This window comes from Streptomyces huiliensis (assembly GCF_020037025.1).
In the GTDB taxonomy this organism is placed as follows: Bacteria; Actinomycetota; Actinomycetes; order Streptomycetales; family Streptomycetaceae; genus Streptomyces; species Streptomyces huiliensis.
This window is the reverse complement of the sequence record NZ_JAIQLH010000039.1, coordinates 24,163-44,137: the sequence shown is the minus strand read 5'-3', so window position 1 is coordinate 44,137 and position 19,975 is coordinate 24,163. Positions and strand designations below refer to the sequence as shown.

22 protein-coding genes are annotated in these 19,975 nt (G+C 74.1%); 12 read left to right on the top strand and 10 right to left on the bottom strand.

Annotation, left to right across the window (positions count from 1 at the left end):
• Positions 1 to 742: anthranilate synthase component II (locus JNW98_RS08965; RefSeq protein ID WP_223767579.1), on the bottom strand; the 742-nt coding region annotated here is incomplete at its 3' end.
• Between the two features lie 682 nt (positions 743 to 1,424).
• On the opposite strand from JNW98_RS08965, the gene JNW98_RS08960 reads away from it, so the two are divergent.
• The 5 genes from JNW98_RS08960 (at position 1,425) to JNW98_RS08940 (ending at position 7,450) form a co-directional block, all read left to right on the top strand.
• On the top strand, positions 1,425 to 2,483 hold the full coding sequence (locus JNW98_RS08960; RefSeq protein ID WP_223767578.1) for an LLM class flavin-dependent oxidoreductase: 1,059 nt from the start codon (positions 1,425 to 1,427) through the stop codon (positions 2,481 to 2,483).
• A complete protein-coding gene (locus JNW98_RS08955; RefSeq protein WP_223767577.1) occupies positions 2,483 to 3,271 on the top strand; it encodes a methyltransferase domain-containing protein in 789 nt (262 codons plus the stop codon). The genes JNW98_RS08960 and JNW98_RS08955 overlap by 1 nt, the downstream gene beginning before the upstream one ends.
• Positions 3,268 to 4,734 carry an MFS transporter gene (locus JNW98_RS08950; RefSeq protein ID WP_223767576.1) on the top strand — a complete coding sequence of 489 codons (1,467 nt, stop codon included), beginning with the start codon at positions 3,268 to 3,270 and terminating at the stop codon, positions 4,732 to 4,734. The genes JNW98_RS08955 and JNW98_RS08950 overlap by 4 nt, the downstream gene beginning before the upstream one ends.
• 621 nt (positions 4,735 to 5,355) lie before the next feature.
• Positions 5,356 to 6,528: an elongation factor Tu gene (locus JNW98_RS08945; RefSeq protein ID WP_223767575.1), complete on the top strand. Its 1,173-nt coding sequence runs from the start codon at positions 5,356 to 5,358 to the stop codon at positions 6,526 to 6,528.
• A gap of 76 nt (positions 6,529 to 6,604) precedes the next feature.
• Positions 6,605 to 7,450, top strand: coding sequence for a spermidine synthase (locus tag JNW98_RS08940; protein WP_223767574.1), 846 nt, complete (start codon positions 6,605 to 6,607; stop codon positions 7,448 to 7,450).
• Positions 7,451 to 7,544: 94 nt separating this feature from the next.
• Here the strand turns inward: JNW98_RS08940 and JNW98_RS08935 are convergent, their stop codons facing one another.
• Positions 7,545 to 8,303: a DUF8017 domain-containing protein gene (locus JNW98_RS08935; protein ID WP_308015532.1), complete on the bottom strand. Its 759-nt coding sequence runs from the start codon at positions 8,301 to 8,303 to the stop codon at positions 7,545 to 7,547.
• Between the two features lie 69 nt (positions 8,304 to 8,372).
• Here JNW98_RS08935 and JNW98_RS36560 point away from each other — a divergent pair, with 69 nt between their 5' ends.
• The 4 genes from JNW98_RS36560 to JNW98_RS08920 all read left to right on the top strand — a co-directional run bounded on the left by JNW98_RS36560 (position 8,373) and on the right by JNW98_RS08920 (position 10,686).
• On the top strand, positions 8,373 to 8,594 hold the full coding sequence (locus JNW98_RS36560) for a hypothetical protein (protein ID WP_308015531.1): 222 nt from the start codon (positions 8,373 to 8,375) through the stop codon (positions 8,592 to 8,594).
• Between the two features lie 194 nt (positions 8,595 to 8,788).
• Complete coding sequence (locus JNW98_RS08930) at positions 8,789 to 9,247, top strand: DUF4442 domain-containing protein (protein WP_223767572.1); 459 nt, start codon at positions 8,789 to 8,791, stop codon at positions 9,245 to 9,247.
• A gap of 114 nt (positions 9,248 to 9,361) precedes the next feature.
• Positions 9,362 to 10,024, top strand: a complete 663-nt coding sequence (locus JNW98_RS08925; protein ID WP_223767571.1) for a DedA family protein — start codon at positions 9,362 to 9,364, stop codon at positions 10,022 to 10,024.
• A 128-nt stretch (positions 10,025 to 10,152) separates the two neighbouring features.
• Positions 10,153 to 10,686 carry a gamma carbonic anhydrase family protein gene (locus JNW98_RS08920; protein WP_223767570.1) on the top strand — a complete coding sequence of 178 codons (534 nt, stop codon included), beginning with the start codon at positions 10,153 to 10,155 and terminating at the stop codon, positions 10,684 to 10,686.
• A 39-nt stretch (positions 10,687 to 10,725) separates the two neighbouring features.
• Here JNW98_RS08920 and JNW98_RS08915 read toward each other — a convergent pair whose 3' ends face one another.
• The 5 genes from JNW98_RS08915 to JNW98_RS08895 all read right to left on the bottom strand — a co-directional run bounded on the left by JNW98_RS08915 (position 10,726) and on the right by JNW98_RS08895 (position 15,546).
• Positions 10,726 to 11,910 (bottom strand): acyl-CoA dehydrogenase family protein, encoded by a 1,185-nt coding sequence (locus JNW98_RS08915; RefSeq protein WP_223767569.1) that lies wholly within the window; start codon positions 11,908 to 11,910, stop codon positions 10,726 to 10,728.
• 96 nt (positions 11,911 to 12,006) lie between these two features.
• Positions 12,007 to 12,828, bottom strand: coding sequence for a 3-hydroxyacyl-CoA dehydrogenase NAD-binding domain-containing protein (locus tag JNW98_RS08910; protein ID WP_223767568.1), 822 nt, complete (start codon positions 12,826 to 12,828; stop codon positions 12,007 to 12,009).
• Positions 12,825 to 13,202 (bottom strand): Clp protease/crotonase-like domain-containing protein, encoded by a 378-nt coding sequence (locus JNW98_RS08905; protein WP_223767567.1) that lies wholly within the window; start codon positions 13,200 to 13,202, stop codon positions 12,825 to 12,827. Before JNW98_RS08905 ends, JNW98_RS08910 begins: the two co-directional genes overlap by 4 nt.
• Positions 13,199 to 14,389 (bottom strand): CaiB/BaiF CoA transferase family protein, encoded by a 1,191-nt coding sequence (locus JNW98_RS08900; RefSeq protein ID WP_223767566.1) that lies wholly within the window; start codon positions 14,387 to 14,389, stop codon positions 13,199 to 13,201. The genes JNW98_RS08905 and JNW98_RS08900 overlap by 4 nt, the downstream gene beginning before the upstream one ends.
• Before the next feature lie 209 nt (positions 14,390 to 14,598).
• Positions 14,599 to 15,546 (bottom strand): LysR family transcriptional regulator, encoded by a 948-nt coding sequence (locus JNW98_RS08895; RefSeq protein ID WP_223767565.1) that lies wholly within the window; start codon positions 15,544 to 15,546, stop codon positions 14,599 to 14,601.
• Positions 15,547 to 15,651: 105 nt separating this feature from the next.
• On the opposite strand from JNW98_RS08895, the gene JNW98_RS08890 reads away from it, so the two are divergent.
• Complete coding sequence (locus JNW98_RS08890; RefSeq protein WP_223767564.1) at positions 15,652 to 16,401, top strand: acyltransferase; 750 nt, start codon at positions 15,652 to 15,654, stop codon at positions 16,399 to 16,401.
• Between the two features lie 78 nt (positions 16,402 to 16,479).
• Here the strand turns inward: JNW98_RS08890 and JNW98_RS08885 are convergent, their stop codons facing one another.
• Entirely contained in the window at positions 16,480 to 17,340 is an 861-nt protein-coding gene (locus JNW98_RS08885) for an EamA family transporter (RefSeq protein WP_223767563.1), read from the bottom strand.
• A gap of 95 nt (positions 17,341 to 17,435) precedes the next feature.
• Here JNW98_RS08885 and JNW98_RS08880 point away from each other — a divergent pair, with 95 nt between their 5' ends.
• Together JNW98_RS08880 and JNW98_RS08875 are read left to right on the top strand one after the other, a co-directional pair.
• The gene (locus tag JNW98_RS08880; protein ID WP_223767562.1) at positions 17,436 to 18,068 is read left to right on the top strand and encodes a helix-turn-helix domain-containing protein; all 633 of its coding nucleotides are present in this window, start codon (positions 17,436 to 17,438) and stop codon (positions 18,066 to 18,068) included.
• 30 nt (positions 18,069 to 18,098) lie between these two features.
• Positions 18,099 to 18,650 carry a YbaK/EbsC family protein gene (locus JNW98_RS08875; RefSeq protein ID WP_223767580.1) on the top strand — a complete coding sequence of 184 codons (552 nt, stop codon included), beginning with the start codon at positions 18,099 to 18,101 and terminating at the stop codon, positions 18,648 to 18,650.
• A gap of 7 nt (positions 18,651 to 18,657) precedes the next feature.
• Here the strand turns inward: JNW98_RS08875 and JNW98_RS08870 are convergent, their stop codons facing one another.
• Positions 18,658 to 19,203 (bottom strand): GNAT family N-acetyltransferase, encoded by a 546-nt coding sequence (locus JNW98_RS08870; RefSeq protein ID WP_223767561.1) that lies wholly within the window; start codon positions 19,201 to 19,203, stop codon positions 18,658 to 18,660.
• 20 nt (positions 19,204 to 19,223) lie between these two features.
• A complete protein-coding gene (locus JNW98_RS08865) occupies positions 19,224 to 19,637 on the bottom strand; it encodes a CoA-binding protein (RefSeq protein WP_223767560.1) in 414 nt (137 codons plus the stop codon).
• Positions 19,638 to 19,975 lie beyond the last annotated feature (338 nt).

Sequence of the window (19,975 nt, the reverse complement as noted above, 5' to 3'; positions counted from 1 at the left end):
GGGGTATGCGCTCGGCCTGGACGCGCCTGCGGCGGGTGTCTGGGGGGGGGGGGGGGGGGGCCGTCGCGGGGGCCGTACGAGGGTCGGCCCCGGCCGCGCTCGGCGGCGCGTCCGGCGTGGTGGTCGCGCGCCGGGGCGCCGGGCGCGGACGGCCCGTCCGCCGGTACCAGTCCTCCGTCAGATCGCGGAAGTTGCGCAGCAGCAGGTGTCCGTGCTCGGTGCACACCGACTCGGGATGGAACTGCACGCCCCACAACGGCCGCCGCCGGTGGCGTACGCCCATCAGCACGCCGTCCGGCGTCCGGGCGAGGGCCTCCAGCTCCGCCGGGAGACCGTCGACGGCGAGGGAGTGGTAACGGACGGCGTCGAAAGGGGACGGCAGCCCGGCGAACAGGCCCGTCCCGGTGTGCAGGACGGGTGACACCCGGCCGTGGCGGACTTCCGGGGCGCGGCGGACGGCGGCGCCGGACAGGTGGCAGATTCCCTGATGGCCGAGGCAGACGCCGAGGAGGGGCAGTCCGCCGTGCTCGACGATCTCGCGGCACATGCCGAAGTCGCCGGGGCGTTCGGGGGTTCCCGGGCCCGGGGAGATCACCACGTTGTCGAAATTCCGCAGTTCCCCGGCCGACGGGCACGGGTCGTCATTGCGCACCACCACCGGCTCCGTGCCGTTCACTTCGGCCAGGTAGTGGAAGAGGTTGTAGGTGAACGAGTCGTAGTTGTCGACGATCAGCGTACGCACTGTTGTTTCCCCCGTTTTCCGGCGGCCGCGGCGTGCGGCTTCCGGTGAAAGCGCGGCGTGCGGACCCGAGTTCCCCGCCCCGCGGATTACCGCCGTTTTCCCCCGGCTTTCTTCCGCGGCAAAGGAATGGGGTCGCGCGGGTCGCCCCCGCGCTGGTGATCGCGCGTCAGGACCGTGACCGTCCGGCGTCCCCGTGACCGATGGCCGGCGGTCGGTGCTCACGCGTCGGAAAGCGTGCAGTTCAGCGCTCCGCGGCACGCGGCGTCGACGGGCCGGGGCGGCGCTGCCGGCCGCCGGCCCGGGTCGCGGCCCGGACATCCCTCATGGCAATCCCCCCGTGGGCCGCTGCTCGGGCGGGCTCCGCACCCCACGCACCCGGATCCTCCGCGGCCTGTCAAATGACAGGATGTGGGTGCCATTGACCGGATGTCAAGCGTGTTCTCCGCGCCTTATCCGGATTTCCTTTCGAAAGCTGCCGATCGAAAGTTGATCGAATATTGATCGAATGTGGCGGGATGTCGAGCGCCGGTGGTGAAGTGCGGCGTATCCCGTCAACCCGTGCGCGGTCGAACGGGGTTGACGCCGCGCGGGACCTCCTGCTCTGCTGAAGGCGTCCGGCTCGCGCGGGCCGGTTTTTGTGGCACTTTCTGATGCCACATCAGACGAACGGGGGGCGCCGCCGATGGAGGCCGGAATCAATTTCTTCCCTGATGTACACCACCGCGACAAGCCGGCGGACCGCTATTTCGCCGAGTGCCTGGAGCTGGTGGAACTGGCGGACGGGCTGGGGTACCACCACATACGTATCGTGGAGCACTACTTCCACCAGTACGGCGGCTACTCGCCGAACCCGATCGTGTTCCTCGCCGCCGCCGCGGCCCGCAGCCGTAACCTGAGGCTGATCACCGGCGCGGTGCTGCCGGCGTTCAACCACCCACTGAAGCTGGCCGGGGAGATCGGGATGCTGGACGCCATCTCCGGAGGGCGGCTGGAGGTGGGCTTCGCCCGGGCGTTCCTCCCGCACGAGTTCCGCCGGTTCGGGGTGGACATGGACACCAGCCGCGCCCGCTTCGACGAGGGCGTGGACGCGGTGCGGCGGCTGCTGGCCGAGGAGGACGTGGCCCTCGACGGCCGCTTCCACTCCTTCCCGCCCACCACCTCCCTCCCCAGGCCGACGCAGCGGCCGCACCCGCCGCTCTGGGTGGCGGCGCTCTCCAGCGAACAGAGCTTCCGGCGGGCCGGGGAACTCGGCTGCGGCATCATGGCCAACCCCCTGGCCGCCGACACCCTGCGGCACTACCTGGAGATCTACCGCAAGGCCTGGCAGGCCGCCGGGCATCCGGGGCGCGGCCGCGTGATGCTCGCCTTCCACATGCACTGCGCCCCCGACCGGCGGACCGCCGAGGCGCGCGCCGAGGAGCCGGTCAACGCCTACCTGCGCAGCCTGGCGGCCGCCGCCTCCGACTGGACCGGCGGGGCGTCGAGCGCCGACTACCCCGGCTACCGGCAGATGATCGAGAAACTGGCCGCGGACGACTTCCGGTCCGTGCGCGCCCGCTCGGCGGCCCTCGTGGGCACGCCGGACGACGTCGTGGACGCGCTGCTGGAGTTCCACGAGCGCTGCGGCGGCTTCGAGGTGGCCAGCCTCCAGGTGAACTTCTCCACCCTGGACCCCGTCCTGGCCGCCGAGTCGGTGGCCCTGTTCGGCGAGCGGGCGCTGCCCCGGCTGCGAGCGGCGTGATGGCGGAGCGCCCCGCGCCGCGCCCGGCCCCGGGCGCGCCCCCGGTCGCCTCCTCCGCCACGCCCCCGGTCACGGGCCGCGGCGACTACCACGCCTCCCTGGCGCGCAGCCGCGAGAGCCGGGAACGCCGCGACCGGCCGGCCGAGTTCCCGCTCGCGGGCCGCGACTGGGCGCTGCTCGACGAGGTCTTCCCGCCGGTCTACTCGCCGTCCACCGGCGTCCTCCTCGACCTGCTGGACTTCCCGCGCGGCGGCTCCGTCCTGGAGATCGGCTGCGGCGCCGGGGTGATCGCCGTCAGCGCCGCGCTCGCCGGCTGCGCGCACGTCGTCGCCACGGACGTCAACCCACACGCCGTCCACAACACCGCGCTCAACGCGGCCCGGCACGGGGTGGCCGACCGCGTCCGCTGCCGGGAGAGCGACATGTTCGCCGTGCTCGCTCCGGACGAGACGTTCGACCTCGTCTTCTGGCACTCGAACTTCGTCCTCGCCCCCGAGGCACTGGCCCCCCGGCTGAGCCTCCACGACCGCGCCTACGTCGACCCCGGCTACCGGGCGCACCGCGCGTTCCTGCGGGAGGCGCCGGACCGGGTACGCCCCGGAGGCAGCGCGCTCCTCGGGTTCTCCGGCAGGGGCGACACGGAGTCGCTGCGCCGGCTGGCCGGCGAGGCGGGCGTCGCCCTGACGACCGTCGCCGCGCGGGAGGTGCGGGAGCGGGACGACGTGGTGGAGTACCGGCTGCTGCGACTGAGCCGGGTCGGCCCGGCGGCGGGAGGAACGGCCGGGTGAACCGAACGGCACGGGAGCCGCGCACGGGCGGGGGCGCGGTGCTCGCGGTGTGCGTGCTGCTGGTGGGGGAGTTCCTGGCCATCTTCGACGTCTCGGTGGTCAACGTGCTGCTGCCCGTGGTCCAGCGGGAACTGGGCGCGGGCGACGCGCAGACGTACCTCGTCGTCGCCTGTTACGGAATGGCTTACGCGGGCCTGCTGGTGACGGGGGGCCGGCTGGGCGACCGGTACGGGATCCGGCCGGTCTTCCTCACCGGTACGGGCGTGTTCGGCCTCGCCTCCGTCGGCTGCGGGCTGGCGCCGTCGATCGAGGTGCTGGTCGCGGCGCGGGCGGCGCAGGGCGTCGGGGCGGCGCTCCTGTTCCCCCAGGTCCTGGCCGGCATCCAGACGGTCCTGCCGTCCGCCCGCCGGGGCACGGCCGTCGGCGCGTTCGGCGCGGTCCTGGGCGCGGGCTCGACGCTCGGCCAGCTCGGCGGCGGACTGCTGACCGGACTCGACCTCGCAGGCAGCGGCTGGCGGTCCGCGTTCCTCGTGAACGTGCCGATCTGCGCCGCCGTGCTCCTGGCCGGCCGCACGCTCCTGCCCCGCGGCCGGCCGGACGGCGCCGCCGGGCGGCCCGACCTGCCCGGCGCCGCGCTGCTGGCCGTCGCGGTGGCCGCGGCGGTGCTCCCCTGGTCGCTGCCCGGGGACGCGACGGGCCGCGTGGTCCCCGCGCTGCTGGTGCTGGCCGCAGCGGGCACGGCCTTCGTCCGCTGGGAGCGCCGCCTGGAGCGGGCCGGCGGCTCCCCGCTGCTGCACACGGCCCTGTTCCGGCGCCGGACCTTCGGCGTGGGGCTGGTGCTGTGCCTGGTGTTCTTCGGTACGCAGGTGCCGTTCTACGTGGTGCTGTCGCAGACGGCCCAGAACGGCGCCGGGCTCAGCCCGCTGGCGTCGGCCGGACTCTACGCGGGACTGGGCACGGCGTTCCTCGCCGCCTCGGTCGCCGCGGGCCGGGCGGATCCCCGCCGGGCCGTCCTGCTGACCACCTGCGGCCCCGCCCTGATGGCCGTCGGCTACCTCGGCCTGGCCACCCTGCGGGCCGATCAGTTGCATCCGGCCGACGCCGCGGCCACGGCCTTCCTTGTCCTCAACGGACTGGGCGCCGGCGCGGTGGCCCCCACCCTGATCCGCTTCGTCCTCACCGGCGTCGACCCCCGGCTCTCCGGGGTCGCCTCGGGCCTCCTCGCCACGGCGCAGCAGATCGCCAACTCCGTGGGCGTGATGGTGGCCGGCGCGGTCTTCCACGCCACCGGCGGCCTCGACACCCTCACCGGCTTCCACGGCGCGCTCCTGTACTTCACGGCCCTGGCCGCCGCGACGGTGGCCCTGGCCGTGGTGGTGGCGCGGGGGCAGGAGGGGGAGAGGGCGCGGCACGAGGCGGGAGAGGCGGCGGAGGAGGCGCAGGCGGTGGGCCGGGAGCGGTGAGCGCGGGCGGACGCGCCCCGGGGTGCGACGGTACCGCCGCCGGGGCCCGCCGACGGGGCGGGGCCGGTGACGCGTCAGAGCCCTGACGCCGGTGCGTCGGCCTGCCCCGGCGTACCGACGCCGAAGCCGGGCCCACGCACGGACTTTCGCTGCCCGGACGACCGGTGCAGGCGGCGGAACGGCTGCGCCGTGCGGCGAAGGCCAACGGCGGGCTGCGGGTGCTCGCCGTCGCCGCCCAGCCCGGTGCGGTGGCGGCCCGGTGCATGCCCGGCGGGCGGCCGTCGCGTATTCGGCGCCGCGCCGCGCCCCGCCCCCGCGAAAACCATTCGACGGCTCCTGCCGGGTGAGCGAGCATCAGAAGCATGCTCCGGCCCGCCCCTCGCGCGAAGACGTCCGCCGCCGCGGACGCGCTCGGGGCTGCCCAGCCTGGTGACCCGGTTCCCACGCCCATGCCCTCCGGCATGCCCGTGCCTCCCGGTGCTCCCGTCGGTGCGCCCGGCCCGACGCGACGCTGACCCTTCCCGGATCGTCCCCGGCGGCCCCGTACGGGGAGGGTCGGCCCGGCCTCGGGGCCCATGACGATCCAGTCCGGCGCAGCACCGGAGAACCGGAGTCCGCACGATGTCCCAGCAGGCCTTCACCCGTACCAAGCCGCACGTCAACATCGGCACCATCGGCCACCTCGGCCACGGCAAGACCACCCTCACCTCGGCCATCACCAAGGTGCTCGCGACCCATGGCACGGGGACGTTCGTTCCCGTCGCCCGCCTCGACCGCGCGCCGGAGGAGGCGGCGCGCGGCGGCACCGTACGCGCCGCACACCTGGAGTACGAGACCGACGTCCGGCACTACGCCCACGCGGACCTGCCGGGGCACGCGGACCGGGTCACCCGGGTCGTCGCCGGGCTGGCCCGGCTCGACGGGGCCGTCCTGGTCGTCTCGGCGGTCGACGGCGTCGAGCCGCAGACCGCCGAACACGTCCTGCTCGCCCGGCGGATGGGCGTCGAACACCTCGTCGTCGCGCTGAGCAAGACCGACGCCGCCCAGCCGGAACTGACCGAGCTCACCGAACTACGGGTCCGCGAGCTGCTCACCGCGCACGGCTACCCCGGGGAGCTCACCCCGGTCGTCCGGGTCTCCGCCCTGGGCGCCCTGGCCGGCGACCCGCGCGCGACCGCCGGCATCGAGGCGCTGCTCGACGCCGTCGACACCTACGTCCCCGACCCGCCACGCCGCGACGACGCGCCCTTCCTGCTGCCGGTGGAACGAGTGCTGATCCTGCGCGGGACCGGCGCCGCCGTCACGGGCGCCGTGGAACGCGGCAGCGTACGCCTCCGGGACGTGGTCGAGGTACCGGGAGCGCTGGGCCGCACCCTCGTGACCGGCCTGGAGAGCTTCGGGCGCCCGCTGGAGAGCGCACGGGCGGGGGACAGGGTCGCCCTGCTGCTCCGCGGGGCGCACGGGCCCGAACTCCGGCGCGGGGACGTGGTCGTCACACCGGGCAGCGTCACCGTCCACCGGCGCTTCACGGCGCGCCTGCGGGTGCTCACCCCGGCGGAGGGCGGCCGCCGCACGCCCCTCACCACCGGCTGCCGCGCCACGTTCCACGTCCGCACGGCCGACCTGTCCGGCGGCCTCGACCTCGGCCCGCGCGGCCTCGCGCGGCCGGGCGAGACGGCCGACCTGACCGCCGTCCTCGACCGCCCGACCCCACTCGAACCCGGGCTCGGCTTCGCCGTCCGTGAAGGCGGACGCACCATCGGCACGGGCACGGTGACCGCCGTGGCGGAGTGAGACGTGGCGGACTGAGTGGAGTGAACCGGCCCGCGGCCCGGCACCGGGCGCCCCCGCGGGCCGTCACAATGATGCCGTGGACGAACCGATACCCGTGACCCGCGACGTGGCGGGCGGCACCGCCAAGCTGCTGCCCGACGTCGACCGCGAGCGCGCCTGGCTGCTGACGGTCGACGGCGCGCCGCAGTCCTACGTCGACCTCGCGGACCCCGCGCACCTGGAGTTCGAGTACGCGCGGCGGATCGGGCACGTCCTCGACACCGCGGCCGAGCCGGGCCGCCCGCTCGACGTGCTGCACCTCGGGGGCGGCGCCCTCACCCTGCCGCGGTACACCGCGGTCACCCGGCCGGGCTCCCGGCAGCTGGTGGTGGAGGCCGACCCCGGGATCGTCGGCCTGGTGGCCGAACACCTGCCGCTGCCGCCGGACTCGGGCGTCACCGTCCGCGCCGAGGACGCCCGGGCCGCCCTGGAGGACGCCCCGGACGCTTCGGCCGACGTGATCGTCGCCGACGTCTTCGGCGGCTCGCGGGTGCCCGCGCACCTCACGTCCGTCGAGTACGCCCGCTCGGCCGCCCGGGTGCTCCGCCCCGGCGGCCGGTACGCGGCCAACCTGGCCGACGGGGCGCCGTTCGACTTCCTGCGCTCCCAGGTCGCGACGTTCGCGGCGGTCTTCCCCGAGCTGTGCCTGATCGCGGAGGCGTCGGTGCTGCGCGGGCGCCGGTTCGGCAACGCGATCCTCGTCGCCTCCACCGCCGGGCTGCCGCCGGACGCCCTGGCCCGGCGCGCCGCCGCCGACGCCTTCCCGGCGCGGGTCATCCACGGGGACGCGCTGGCCCGCTTCGCGGCGGGGGCGGTTCCGGTGGGCGACGGGGAGGCGGTCGGCTCGCCGGAGCCGCCGGGCGGGGCGTTCGGGATCGGGTGAGACGTCCGGGGCCGGGCCGGGCCGGCCCCGGACGCCCGGCGCGTCAGGCCGGGGACAGCGTCAGGCCGGGGACAGCGTCAGGACAGGGGCTGCGTCAGGACAGGGACAACGGTCGCAGCGAACTCATGATCTTCTTGATGACGTCGTCCGACACCTCGTCCTTGACGCCCTTGGCGGAGTACAGCACCCAGGTCACCAGGTCGCTCTGCTTGTTCTTGAACGTCACGGTGAACGCCTTGCCGTCCGTCGCGCAGGCGTCGGACTTCGCGACCCCGGTCACGGTGGCCGACGAGGTGTAGCCGCTGACGCCGTGGTCGCTGGTGAAGGGCGTGGCCTTGTTCCGCGCGAACTTGCCGGTCTTCTTCTGGTCGAAGGCCGCCCACACCCAGCTGAGCGCCTCGTTCTCGGCCGCGTCGGCCTCGCTCTTCGCGCCCTGCGCGCCCTTGGTCCCGGTGCCGCCGACGCTGTTGTCGGCCTTGCACGCCCCGGACTTGTAGCTGGCGATCGAGCTCATGCTGATGACCGACTTGCCCTTGTCGTCCAGGAAGCCGGACGACATCCCGGGCTCGACCTTCCAGTCCGCCGGGACGTCGAAGACGGTCATCCGCTTGGTGCTGACGACGGGCTTCCAGCCGTCGATCACCGGCTTGACCTCGTCGTCCCCGCGGCCGCCGCCCGTCGGCTCCTGGGTGGCCGAGCCGCTGGGGGACGCGCTCGCGCTCGGGGACGCCGGTGCCGACGCCGAAGGCGGCGGCTTGGGGTCGTCGTGCGCGGAGGTCTCCTCGCCGTCGTCCTTCAGCAGCACGACGCCGGTGACCACCGCGGCCGCCACCACGGCCAGCGCCGCCGTCACCGCGATGACGGTGGTGCGCTTGCCGCCGCCTCCGCCCGACGGCGGGGGCCCCGGCGGCAGCTGCGGGGTGTGGGGGCCCTGCGGGGGCGGGGTCTGCCACTGCGGCCCGCCGGGCTGCCCCGGCTGTCCCGGCTGTCCCGGCTGTCCCGGCTGTCCCGGCTGTCCCGGCTGTCCCGGCTGTCCCGGCTGTCCCGGCTGTCCCGGCTGTCCCGGCTGTCCCGGCTGCGTGGGCTGCCCTGGCTGCCCCGCCGCCGTCCCGCCCGGCTGCTGGGCGTACGGGTTCTGCTGTGAGTACCCCGGCTGCTGGTACGGGTTGGGCTGCTGGTACCCCGGCTGCTGGTACGGGTTCGGCTGCTGCGGGTTCTGCTCGCCCCCGTTGGCGGGCTGCTGTCCTGGCCACATGGCCGACAACGATAAGGGGCCGAGGTGACCGGTATGGTCGCCGACCCTTTCCGCCCGCCGCTACCGGCTGGTAACTTCGCCGCATGTCTGACACGACCCAGCCCTCGATCGGCGATCTGCTCTCGGCCACCGTCCCCATGGTCCGCACCCTCAACCTCGTCTACGAGGTGACGACCCCCGAGCGGGCGGTGCTGCGCCTGCCGGACCAGCCGGAGTACCGGAACCACGTGGGCGGCCCGCACGCCGGCGCCATGTTCACCCTGGCCGAGTCGGCGAGCGGGGCGATCGTCCTCGCGGCGTTCGGCGACCACCTGTCGAGGATGACGCCGCTGCCCGTCCGGGCCGAGGTCGCCTACAAGAAGATCGCCCGGGGCGAGGTCACCGCCACCGCCGTCCTCGGCCGGCCGGCCGCCGAGGTGCTCGCCGAGCTGGACGCCGGCGGGCGCCCCGAGTTCCCGGTGCGCGTCTCCCTCACGCGCGAGGAGGACGGGGCGGAAACAGGCGAGATGTCCGTTGTGTGGACGCTGCGTCCGAACAATTAGCCGTTCCCCTCAACCGCTCGCCGCCGAGATGAGTCCTTACCTCCAGTAGGCTTCCCGGCGTGCGCCCGATCGGCGTACGCCGGGAACAGTTCGTCAACCGGGGAGGAACCGGCGTTGCACATCCAGGAGTGGCTCGAATCGGTGCCGGCGGTCGCCGTCTACCTGCTGGTGGGCGGGGTCATCGGGCTGGAGAGCCTGGGCATCCCGCTCCCCGGCGAGATCGTCCTCGTGAGCGCCACGCTGATGGCCGCCACCCAGGACCACATCAACCCCTACATCCTCGGGGCCTGCGCCGTCGCGGGCGCCATCATCGGCGACTCGATCGGCTACCTGATCGGCCGCAAGGGCGGCAAGCCGCTGCTGGAGTGGCTGGGCCGCAAGTTCCCCAAGCACTTCGGCCCGCACCACGTCGCCACCGCCGAGCGCTCCTTCCAGAAGTGGGGCATGTGGGCCGTCTTCGTCGGCCGCTTCATCGCCCTGCTGCGCATCTTCGCCGGCCCGCTCGCGGGCGTGCTGCACATGCCGTACTGGAAGTTCCTCATCGCCAACGTCCTCGGCGGCATCGTCTGGGCCGGCGGCACGGTCGCGCTCATCTACACGGTCGGCAAGGCGGCCGAGGAGTGGATCGGCAAGTTCTCCTGGGTGGGCCTGCTGGCCGCCGTGGTCTTCGGTGTCGGCTCCTTCGTCGTCATGCGGATCAAGGCCAAGAAGGCCAAGGCCGAGAGCGAGGCGGCGCCGGCCGCCGAGCGGCCGGAGGCGGTCCCGGCGGGCGACTGACCCGCCCGCGCCCCCTCCTGTGATCTTCACCCCATCCGGCCCCGACGCCACCGCGCGTCGGGGCCGTCGGTCTACCGTGCCGAGGACGAAGGCGATCCCCTGACGACGACGGCGACGAGGAGCGGATCATGACGACGGAACGGGCGTTGATCAGCGGCGTGGGCGGCAGGGAACCGGCGGTCGACCCGGCGGCGTTCACCGCCCCCACGTCCGTCGTCCTCGGCGACGTCACCCTCGCCCCCGGCTCCGGCGTCTGGTACCACGCCGTCCTGCGCGCCGACTGCGGCGCCATCACCGTGGGCGCCGACAGCAACATCCAGGACAACTGCACCGTCCACGTGGACCCCGGCTTCCCCGTCACGATCGGCGAGCGCGTGACCGTCGGCCACAACGCCGTCCTGCACGGCTGCACCGTCGAGGACGACGTCCTCGTCGGCATGGGCGCCACCGTCCTCAACGGCGCCCACATCGGCGCCGGCTCCCTCGTCGCCGCCCAGGCCCTCGTCCCCCAGGGCATGCGTGTCCCCCCGGGCTCCCTGGTGGCCGGCGTCCCGGCGAAGGTCCGGCGCGAGCTGACCGCCGAGGAGCGCGAACACATCCGGATCAACGCCGTCCTGTACGTGGAGCTCGCGAAGACCCACCGCGAGGCGTTGGGCGGCTGAGGCCGGTCGAACGGCCGTCGGGCCCGGGCGAAGGGCGCGTCACACGAAGGCACTGTGGCCGGTGACGGCCTTGCCGACGATGAGCGTGTTCATCTCCCGGGTCCCCTCGAAGGAGTACAGGGCCTCGGCGTCGGCGAAGAACTTGGCGATCTCGTACTCGAGGACGATGCCGTTGCCGCCGAAGAGCTCCCGGGCCCAGGCGACGCACTCGCGCATCCGGGCGGTGGTGAACGCCTTGGCCAGCGCGGCCTGGGCGGCGCCCGCGCGGCCGGCGGCGGTCAGCTGGGCGAGGCGGACGACCATGCCGAACATGGCGGTCACGTTGCCGAGCATCTTCACCAGCAGGTCCTGGACCAGCTGGAACGCGCCGATCGGCCGGCCGAACTGAGTGCGGTCCAAGGCGTAGGCGCGGGCCAGTTCGTAGGCGCGTACCGCGACCGCCAGGGCCTGCCAGGCCACTCCGCCCCGCGTGCGCGCCAGGATGGCGGCGGTGTCGCGGAAGCCGTCGACCCGTTGCAGGCGGTCGGCCTCGGGGACCCGTACCCCGTCGAGGACGATGTCGGCGTTCTGCACGGTCCGCAGCGCGATCTTGCCCTCGATCTTCGTGGCGGTGAACCCGGGGGTCCCCTTCGGCACCACGAACCCCTTGATCTCGCCGTCGGCCGTGTCACGTGCCCAGACCACGACGAGGTCCGCGAAGGTGCCGTTGCCGATCCACCGCTTGGCGCCGTCGAGCACCCACGTGTCGCCCTCGCGCCGGGCCGTGGTGCGCATGCCGCCCGCGACGTCGGAACCGCCCTCGGGCTCGGTCAGGGCGAAGGCGCCGATCTTCCTCATGGCGGCCATGTCCGGCAGCCAGCGCTCCCGCTGCTCCGCGCTGCCGCCGCCGTGGACGCTGCCCATCGCCAGCCCGGTGTGGACCCCGGAGAACACGCCGATCGACGGGTCGACGCGGTTGAGTTCCAGGGTGAGGAAGCCGGAGAACAGCGGCCCGCGGTCGCGGCCGTTGCCGAACTCGGGGTAGGAGTAGCCGGCCAGGTCGAGCGCGGCCAGCTTCCCGACCGCCTCGAAGGGGAACTCCGCGCGCTCCCAGGCGGCGTCGGCCAGCGGTTTGATCTCGCTCTCCAAGTAGGCGCGGATGTCGCTCAGTTCCTTCCGCTCGGCGTCGTCGAGCAGGTCGGCGTAACCGAAGAAGTCGGCGGCGGGGTCGGCGGAATGCGGCATGGGGACTCCTTTGGTCGACATCGTGAGTGGTCCTGTGTGGTGCGTGTGGCTTCCGGCGGGCGGTTCAGTCCTGCTCGGCCCGGCGCAGGGCCGCGTTCAGCGCCAGTTGCTTGCGGTCGCGGAGGGTGGCGCGGCGCCGGTAGACCTCGGCTCCGGTCCCGTACGCGGCCTCCGTCTGCCCGACGAGCGTGGCGACGGCGGCGGCGTCCGGTTCCGGGTGGCCCAGGCGCTCCGGCCCTCGGTGAGGCCGGGACCCAGGTGCCGCAGCATGTGCCGGATGCCGCCGGGGCCGCCGCCGAGGTGGAGGCTCTCGAACGGGCCGACGGCCGCGTAACGGCCGCCCAGCGACGTCTTCACCACCGTGTCGAGTTCCCCGGCGTCGAGCACCCCGCCGAGGACGAGGTGGAACGCCTCCTGGAGCAGGGCGCCCTGCAACCGGTTGGCCGCGAACCCGGGAAGCTCCTTGCGCAGCCGCACGGGCGTCCTGCCCAGCGACCGGTAGAAGGCGACGGCCGCCTCCACGGTCTCCTCCGCCGTGCGCTCGCCCGGCACGATCTCCACGAGCGGCACGACGTGCGGGGGGTTGAAGGGACGCGCGACGAGCGTCCGCGCGGCGGCGTCGTCCGGCAGCCGCTCGGCGACGCGGGTGGCGACGATGCCGGAGCCGGAGGTGGCCGGCAGCGCGCCGGCCGGGGCGTGGCGGGCGGCGTCGGCGAACAACCGCTGCTTGAACGCGAGGTCCTCGGGGCCGTTCTCCTGGACGACGTCCGCCCGGGCGACGGCCTCGGCGAGGTCGGGCGTGGTACGGACGCGGGCGCGCAGCTCCGCCGCGTCGGTGCCGGGGAGCCCGGCGGCGAGCATGGGCAGCGCCTCGTCCACGGCCGCGTCGAGGTCCTCGCGCGGGTCGGTGACCGTCACCTCGATCCCGTACGCGCGCGGGCGCCTTCGGCGAAGTCGGCCGAGCGCAGCAGCGCGTCGAGCTCGGCGGCCTGGGCGGCGAACGCCTCCCGTTCCGGGGTCCCGTCCGCGCGCCGGACGGTCCGTTTCACCGCGGCCGGGGCGAGCGGGGCGTTGGCGGCGATCTCCTCGGCGAGCTCCAGGGCGGCGGGCAGGGCGCCGCCGTCGGGAGTGAGGCGGTCGACGGCGGCGGCGATGCCCCGGGCGACGGCGGCGTTCACGGCGTTGCGGGCCCGCGGCCGGTCGATGGTGACGACGAGGGTGCTGCCGACGGTCCGGGTGCGGACGCCGGGCGCCGGGCACGGCGTGCCGTCGTCCGCTGCGGTGTCGTTCATCGCCGCACCTCACCGCGGGCGAGCTCGCCGAGCACCTCGGCGGTGTGCTGCCCGGGCAGGGGCGCGTGCCGGCGTACGGAGGCCGGGGTGGCGGAGAACGCCGTCGGGATGCCGATCACCCGGTAGGCGCCCTCGCTGGGGTGCTCGGCGACGTCCAGCAGCTGGCCCTCCCGCACGTACGCGTCCTCCGCCGCGTCGTCGAGCCGCAGCACCGGGCCGAAGGGGATGCTGTGCCGTGCGCACACCTCCGCCCACTCGGCGGTGGTCAGCCGGGGCGTCACCGTCTCCAGCAGTCCGGCCAGGGCCTCGCCGTCGCGCGTGGAGTCGATGAACTCGCCGTTGACGCGCGGGTCCTCGGCCAGGTCGGGGCGTCCGGCGGCGGTGAACAGGTCGCGGAAGTTCCGCGGGGTGTACGGGATGACCATGGCGAGGCCGTCGGCGGTCGGGTGCGCCCGGTGGCCCTTGTTCAGGGACGGCGGGAAACCGGTCGGTCCCATCGGCGGCTCGAAGACGCGGCCCTGCAGGTGCTCGACCAGGTTGAACGCCAGCAGCGTGTCCACCATGGGCACTTCGACGCGCTGGCCGCGGCCGGTCGCGCGCTGGTGCACGAGGGCGGCCAGCGCCGCGTACACCATCGTCAGGGCCGCGACCTTGTCGCCGAAGATGCTCGGCAGCACCACCGGCGCCTGGATGCCGCGCGCGCGTTCGGCGAGGTCGATGAGCCCGGAGGCGGCCTGGACGGTCTCGTCGTACGCGGCCAGCCCGGCCCGGTCGGAATCCGAACGGAACCCCTGCGCGTGCACGTGGACGAGGCGGGGGTTGTCCGGGGCGAGGCTGTCGTAGTCCATGCCCAGCCGGCGCAGGGCGTCTACGCGCATGTTGGTGATCAGGACGTCGGCGGTGCCGATCAGCTCCAGGGCCATGGAGCGTTCGCTCTCGTTCTTGAGATCGAGCCGGACACTGCGCTTGTTGCGGTTCACGTTGAGGTTCAGGGGCGTCATGCCGGGTGTGCGGTGCAGGACGCCTGTCCGTACGGTGTCGTTCGGCGCCTCGACCTTGATGACGTCGGCGCCGAGATCGCCGAGGATCTGGGCGGCGTACGGGCCCATCACCACCGTGGCCATGTCGATGACGCGGACTCCGGCCAGCGGGCCGTCCGGCGCGTCCGTCGTTCCAGCGGATTCCATCACCACTCCTGTGCGGAAAACGGGACGGGAAAGGGGAACTCCGGGCGTTCGACGGGGAATTCCCCGGACCGAGGAAAACGCTAGTCCGGCGCCATACGGGAAACCAAGCGATCAGTGTCACCGATGCGCGGAAGGCGGTGTGACCGCAGCGGTCACGCCGTTTCGCGGTGAGGCGGCTCGCTCGGCGGGGTTCCCGGAGAGCGGATTGCTCAGCGGGATTCCGGGGGAGCGTCGGCGACGGGCTCGGAGAACAGTGCCGTCGCCGCCTGCCCCAGCCGGTACAGGTCGCCGTCCGGCCGGGCCCGGTCCCGGCGCAGGATCAGGCCGGTCGCCAGGGCGGGGGAGAAGTCGCGGAACGGCAGGATGACGCTCGTGGCCGTTCCTCCCGTGGCCGTTCCTCCGTGTTCCTCTCCCCGGCCTCCCGCGCCGAGCAGGGTGACGGCGAAGGCCGAACCGTTCGCCACCATTTCGCGCACGCTCGCGTAATCGCCGGTTTCGAGATTGATCTCCCGGTGAATTCCCGCCGCTTTCAGCCGCACCTTGAGCTGGTCGAAATAGGTGGGGAGGGTGCCGGGCGCGGACGTCACATACGTGTAGCCGGTGAGCTCGCTCAGCGACACCGCGTCCCGTCCGGCGAACGCGGCGGCCGGCAGCAGCGCGCCCAGCGGCTCGCGCAGCAACTCCAGCACCTCGATCCCCTCGGCGTGCACGGGCAGGTGCACCAGCGCCATGGCCAGGTCGCCGCGCCGCACGGCGTTCACCAGGTGCGCGCTGTTGCCGGGCCACCGCTTCACGTCGTACTCGTCGGCGCAGCACGCCTCCAGGCGCGCGATCCGCTCCCGCAGCCGCGGGTGCAGGGCCGGCACCACCCCCACGTACGCCACGCGCCGCTCGGTCCCCAGGGCCTCGCGCAGCCGCCAGGGGATGTCGTCGAACCGGCCGAGGACGTCCCTCGCCGTGGGCAGCAGCGCGGCACCGGCGCGGGTGAGGGCCACGTGGTGGGAGTCCCGGTCGAACAGCCGCTGTCCGAGCTCGCGCTCCAGGTCGCGTATGCGCCGGCTCAACGGCGAGGTGGCCATGTGCAGTTGGCGTGCGGCGCGGGAGAAGCTGAGGTTCTCGGCGACCGCCACGAAATAGCGCAGGTGAAAGATCTCCACCGGCGGACCCTACCCAGGGCGGGGCGCGCGCCCGGGGCCGCCGGTGGGGGCAAGATCACAGGATGGGTCCCGGCTGGCGTGGGGCGGGCTGAGTACGGTGGGCGGGTGCCGAAGTATCGAAACACGTTCTCGTCCGGCGCCGCTTCGGCCCTCGGGGCCTGGCGGCGCCGCGCCGTCTCGCGCGCGGTCCACCGCGGCTGGCGCTGGGTGCAGGACCGGGGCGCGGTGACCGCGGAGCGCCCGGGTCCGTACCGCTTCCGGCGGCTTGGGGACCACACGCGGCTCGCGTTCCCCCTGGGCACCGTTTTCGGGGAGCGGTGGATCGAGATCGGCGACCACTGCATCATCGGCGAACAGGTCACGATGACCGTCGGCATGGTGCCCGGCATGGACCTCGGGCCCGACGCGCTGCTGCGGCTGGGCAACGGGGTGGTGCTCGGCCGGGGCAGCCATGTGATCGCCTCGTGCGAGGTGACGATCGGGGACGACGTCTTCTGCGGCCCGTACGTCTATGTGACGAGCGACAACCACTCGTACGAGGACCCCGGGCAGCCCATAGGCCGGCAGTGGCCGCGCAGCGCGCCCGTCGTGATCGGCTCCGGCAGCTGGCTGGGCGCGGGGGCGGTGATCCTGCCCGGGGCGCGGCTGGGGCGGAACGTCGTGGTGGCGGCCGGGGCGGTGGTCCGGGGCGAGGTCCCGGACCACTCGGTGGTGGCCGGTGTGCCGGCCAAGGTCGTCCGGCGGTGGGACGGGGAGCGGGGCTGGACGCCGCCGCTGCGGCCGGTGCCGGTGCCGGAGCGGGAGCCGGTGCCGGAACGGGAGCCTGCGCGGGAGCGGGAGACGCCGGAGGCGTGAGCCGCTCTCCGGCGTCCGCTGCTCTCCGGCACCCGTCGCTCTCCGGCACCCGCTGCTCTCCGGCACCCGCCCGCTTCGTCAGCCCGTCGCCAGCAGCACCGTGCCGACCAGCGCCAGCCCCGCGCCCGACGCCTGTACCGAGCGCAGGCGCTCGTTGAGCACGCCGCGCGCGGTCAGCGCCGTCACCACCGGGTAGAGCGAGGCCAGGACGGCCGCGACGGTGACCGGGCCGCTGTGCGCGGCCAGGTTGTAGGTGCCGTTGGCGGCCACGTCGGCGAGACCGACGAAGGCCAGCGCGGGCAGGGCGGGCCGCAGGGCGCTCCAACCGCCCTCCGGCAGCACGGCGCCGCCGCGCCGCGCGGAGACCAGCAGGGTGCCGCCGCCGACGAGCACGTTGCACAGCCGCTGCACGAACAGGGCCAGGAACAGGCCGGTCAGGGTGTGGGAGGCCTCGGCGATCAGGGCCATCACCGCGCCGAAGCCGAGCGCCGAGACGAGGGTGAGGAGCAGCGTCTGCCGCCGTACCGCGCCGCCGCCCGGCCCGCTCGCCAGGACCACGCCGGCCACGGCGACCACGATGCCCGCGACCCGGACCGCCCCGGGCCGTTCGCCGGCCACGAGGCCGACGCCGATCGGCACGAGGACGCCGCCGAGCGCGGCGACCGGGGCGACCACGCCCATCGGGCCCTGCGCCAGCGCCCGGTAGAAGAAGAGCATCGCCACCGGGCCGATCACGCCCGCGGCCACCGCGAACCACAGCCGGGGCCCGGCCTCCGTCCAGCCGCCCGTGGCGACGACGATCGTCCCCAGCGCGGTCAGGGCCAGTATCTGGGAGACGACGACCACGGTCAGGGCCGGGATCCGCCGGGTGAGCAGGCCGCCCCCGAAGTCGGCCAGCCCCCAGAGGAGGCTGGTGGCCAGGGCGAAGATCGGTGTCATGGGCTGAACCTCGCAGTGCAGTACAGTGAATGGCGCGAACGGGCTCACCTTAGTTCACTGGACTGAACCGCGTCATCGAACATATTGGATGGAACGTGACGGACCTCGACCAGCTCACGCAGTCGCTCGCCCGGAACCTCAAGCACTGGCGCGCCGAGCGGAACTTCACCCTCGACGCCCTCGCCGCCCGCTCCGGGGTGAGCCGCGGCATGATCATCCAGATCGAGCAGGCGCGTACGAACCCCAGCGTCGGCACCACCGTCAAGCTCGCCGACGCCCTCGGCATCAGCATCACCACGCTGCTCGACTACGAGCACGGCCCGCGCGTCCGGATCGTCCCCGAGGGCGAGGCCGTGCGGATGTGGTCCACCGGCGCGGGCAGCCACACGTCCCTGCTGATCGGCGCCGAGAGCCCGGCGCCGCTGGAGCTGTGGGACTGGCGGGTCGAGCCGGGCGACGAGAGCGCCTCCGACCCGCACCCTTCCGGCACCGTCGAACTGCTCCGCGTGACCTCCGGCGTGCTCACTCTCGTCGTCGACGGCGAGGAGCACACCGTCCCCGCCGGAACGTCGGCGGCCTTCGAGGCCGACGTCCGGCACACGTACCGCAACGACGGCACCGAGACCGTCACGATGACGATGGTGGTGGCGGTACCGCCGGTGGCGTCGGCGACGTCGGCGACGCCGGTGCGCCGGGACGCCGTCCACCGTGCGGGAGACGGCTGTTAGCGTGACGTCATGATTGCGCAACGGACTCCCATGGACGCGTTCGACGACGTCAGGCCCGCGCCGGAGCGGACGGAGCTGCTGGTGCCGCCCGTCGCCGACGCCCTCCGGGCCTGGCCCGGCTCCGGCACCGCCGACCAGGTGCTGCACGTCGACACCGCGCCCGAAGTCGCCGACACCGCCGTGCTGGTGGAGAACTACGGCCCCTGGCTCCTGGAGCAGTCCGCCAACTGCGTCATCGTCGCCGCCAAGCGCAACGGGATCACCAGCCTCGCCGCCTGCGTCGCCCTCGGCCACACGCGCGTGGACGTCAACGGCGCCGTCCGGCGCCACCTCGGGGCGCGCAAGGTCTCGTTCGCGCCCATGGACACCGCCCTGGAGGCGACGGGCATGGAGTACGGCGGCATCACGCCGATCGGACTCCCCGCCGACTGGCCGCTGCTGATCGACGCGGCGGTCGTCGCGACCCCGTACGTCCTCATCGGCAGCGGCAGCCGGCGCGGCAAGCTCATCGCCCCCGGGCAGGCCCTCGCCGAACTCCCGGGTGCGACGGTGCTGGAGGGACTGGCGACGGCGGCCGGCTGAGCGGGCCTCAGCGCGGCGGGCGCGAAACCTCGGACGGGCGCGAAACGTCGGACGGGCGCCAAATGTCGGACGGGCGCGAAACGTCGAGGGAGAGCGGCATCGCGTGCTCGGCGAACCCGAGCGAGCGGTACAGCCGCTCGGCGTCCGCCGTCGCGTGCAGGTCGACGCGCGTGACGCCCTGCGCCGCGAACCACCCGAGCAGCGCCTCCGTCGTCGCCCGCCCGAACCCCCGCCCCCGGTACCGCTCGTCGGTGCAGACCGAGAAGACGAACCCGAACCGCCCGGTCGGGTGCCCGGGCGCCGGCAGCCGCTGTTCGACCGTCCCGACGGCGCACGCGGCGAGGTGCGGCGCGCCGGCCACCCCTGGCTCCCCGTCCACCACGAACGCCCCGAGCCGCGGGGACGGCACCGACAGCTGCTCCTTCACGATCCCCTCGGCGGTGGACTCCCACGCGCCGGGCGAGTCGTACCCGTCCATGGCGGCGAACATCAGCCGGCGCAGCCGGACCATCTCGGCCGCGTCCTCGGGACGGGCCGCACGTATCGCGATCATGAACCGACGTTAGCGGGCCCCTACCGGACGGACAGTCGGGGGATCTCGATCGCCGGGCAGCGGTCCATGACCATGTCCAGCCCCGCCGCGCGCGTCCGCTCGTACGCCTCCTCGTCGACGACGCCCAACTGGAACCAGACCGCCTTGGCGCCGACCGCCACGGCCTCGTCCGCGACGGCACCCGCGAGCTCCGACCGCACGAACACGTCCACGACGTCGACGGCGAACGGCACCTCGGCGAGCGACGCGTACCCCCGCTCCCCGCCCACTTCCTCCGCCTTGGGGTGCACCGGCACCACCCGCTTCCCGTACCGCCGCAACACATCGGCCACACCGTAGGCGGCGCGCTGCCTGTTGTTCGACAGACCGACCACCGCCCAAGTGTCGCCGGTCCGCTGGAGGATCTTCTCGATGATGCCCGGTTCCGCGTACATGCCCGGTCAACGAGGAAAGGCAGCACGGGATTCCCACCGGCGACCCGGCGGGTAAGCCCGCAGGGCTTCGGGACGGCGGCACCCGGTGATGGACCTGTGCCGAGACCTCCGCCCCGGCGGCCGCATGGTGTCGGTGACTCGCGGCGGGCAGGCAGCGGGCGCTGTCGCGGTTCCCTGTCCGGCTCCATCACCGCACGGTACTGACGCGGCGTCTCCCCGGGGAGACGGGTTCCCTTCACCCGAGTAGCCCAACGTCGCCGAAAGGTACGGAGCTGCGGTCCCGTCGTCCATGGCTGAGCGGCGGGAGCCGCGGAGGCGGTAGGGGGATCCTGGGACGG

Bases quoted from the DNA above. Each gene is read 5' to 3' on its own strand.
- JNW98_RS08960 (WP_223767578.1), top strand. From the start codon at position 1,425: ATGGAGGCCGGAATCAATTTCTTCCCTGATGTACACCACCGCGACAAG.
- JNW98_RS08955 (WP_223767577.1), top strand. From the start codon at position 2,483: ATGGCGGAGCGCCCCGCGCCGCGCCCGGCCCCGGGCGCGCCCCCGGTC.
- JNW98_RS08945 (WP_223767575.1), top strand. From the start codon at position 5,356: ATGTCCCAGCAGGCCTTCACCCGTACCAAGCCGCACGTCAACATCGGC.
- JNW98_RS08930 (WP_223767572.1), top strand. From the start codon at position 8,789: ATGTCTGACACGACCCAGCCCTCGATCGGCGATCTGCTCTCGGCCACC.
- JNW98_RS08920 (WP_223767570.1), top strand. From the start codon at position 10,153: ATGACGACGGAACGGGCGTTGATCAGCGGCGTGGGCGGCAGGGAACCG.
- JNW98_RS08915 (WP_223767569.1), bottom strand. From the start codon at position 11,910: ATGCCGCATTCCGCCGACCCCGCCGCCGACTTCTTCGGTTACGCCGAC.
- JNW98_RS08905 (WP_223767567.1), bottom strand. From the start codon at position 13,202: ATGAACGACACCGCAGCGGACGACGGCACGCCGTGCCCGGCGCCCGGC.
- JNW98_RS08900 (WP_223767566.1), bottom strand. From the start codon at position 14,389: ATGGAATCCGCTGGAACGACGGACGCGCCGGACGGCCCGCTGGCCGGA.
- JNW98_RS08885 (WP_223767563.1), bottom strand. From the start codon at position 17,340: ATGACACCGATCTTCGCCCTGGCCACCAGCCTCCTCTGGGGGCTGGCC.
- JNW98_RS08875 (WP_223767580.1), top strand. From the start codon at position 18,099: ATGGACGCGTTCGACGACGTCAGGCCCGCGCCGGAGCGGACGGAGCTG.
- JNW98_RS08870 (WP_223767561.1), bottom strand. From the start codon at position 19,203: ATGATCGCGATACGTGCGGCCCGTCCCGAGGACGCGGCCGAGATGGTC.
- JNW98_RS08865 (WP_223767560.1), bottom strand. From the start codon at position 19,637: ATGTACGCGGAACCGGGCATCATCGAGAAGATCCTCCAGCGGACCGGC.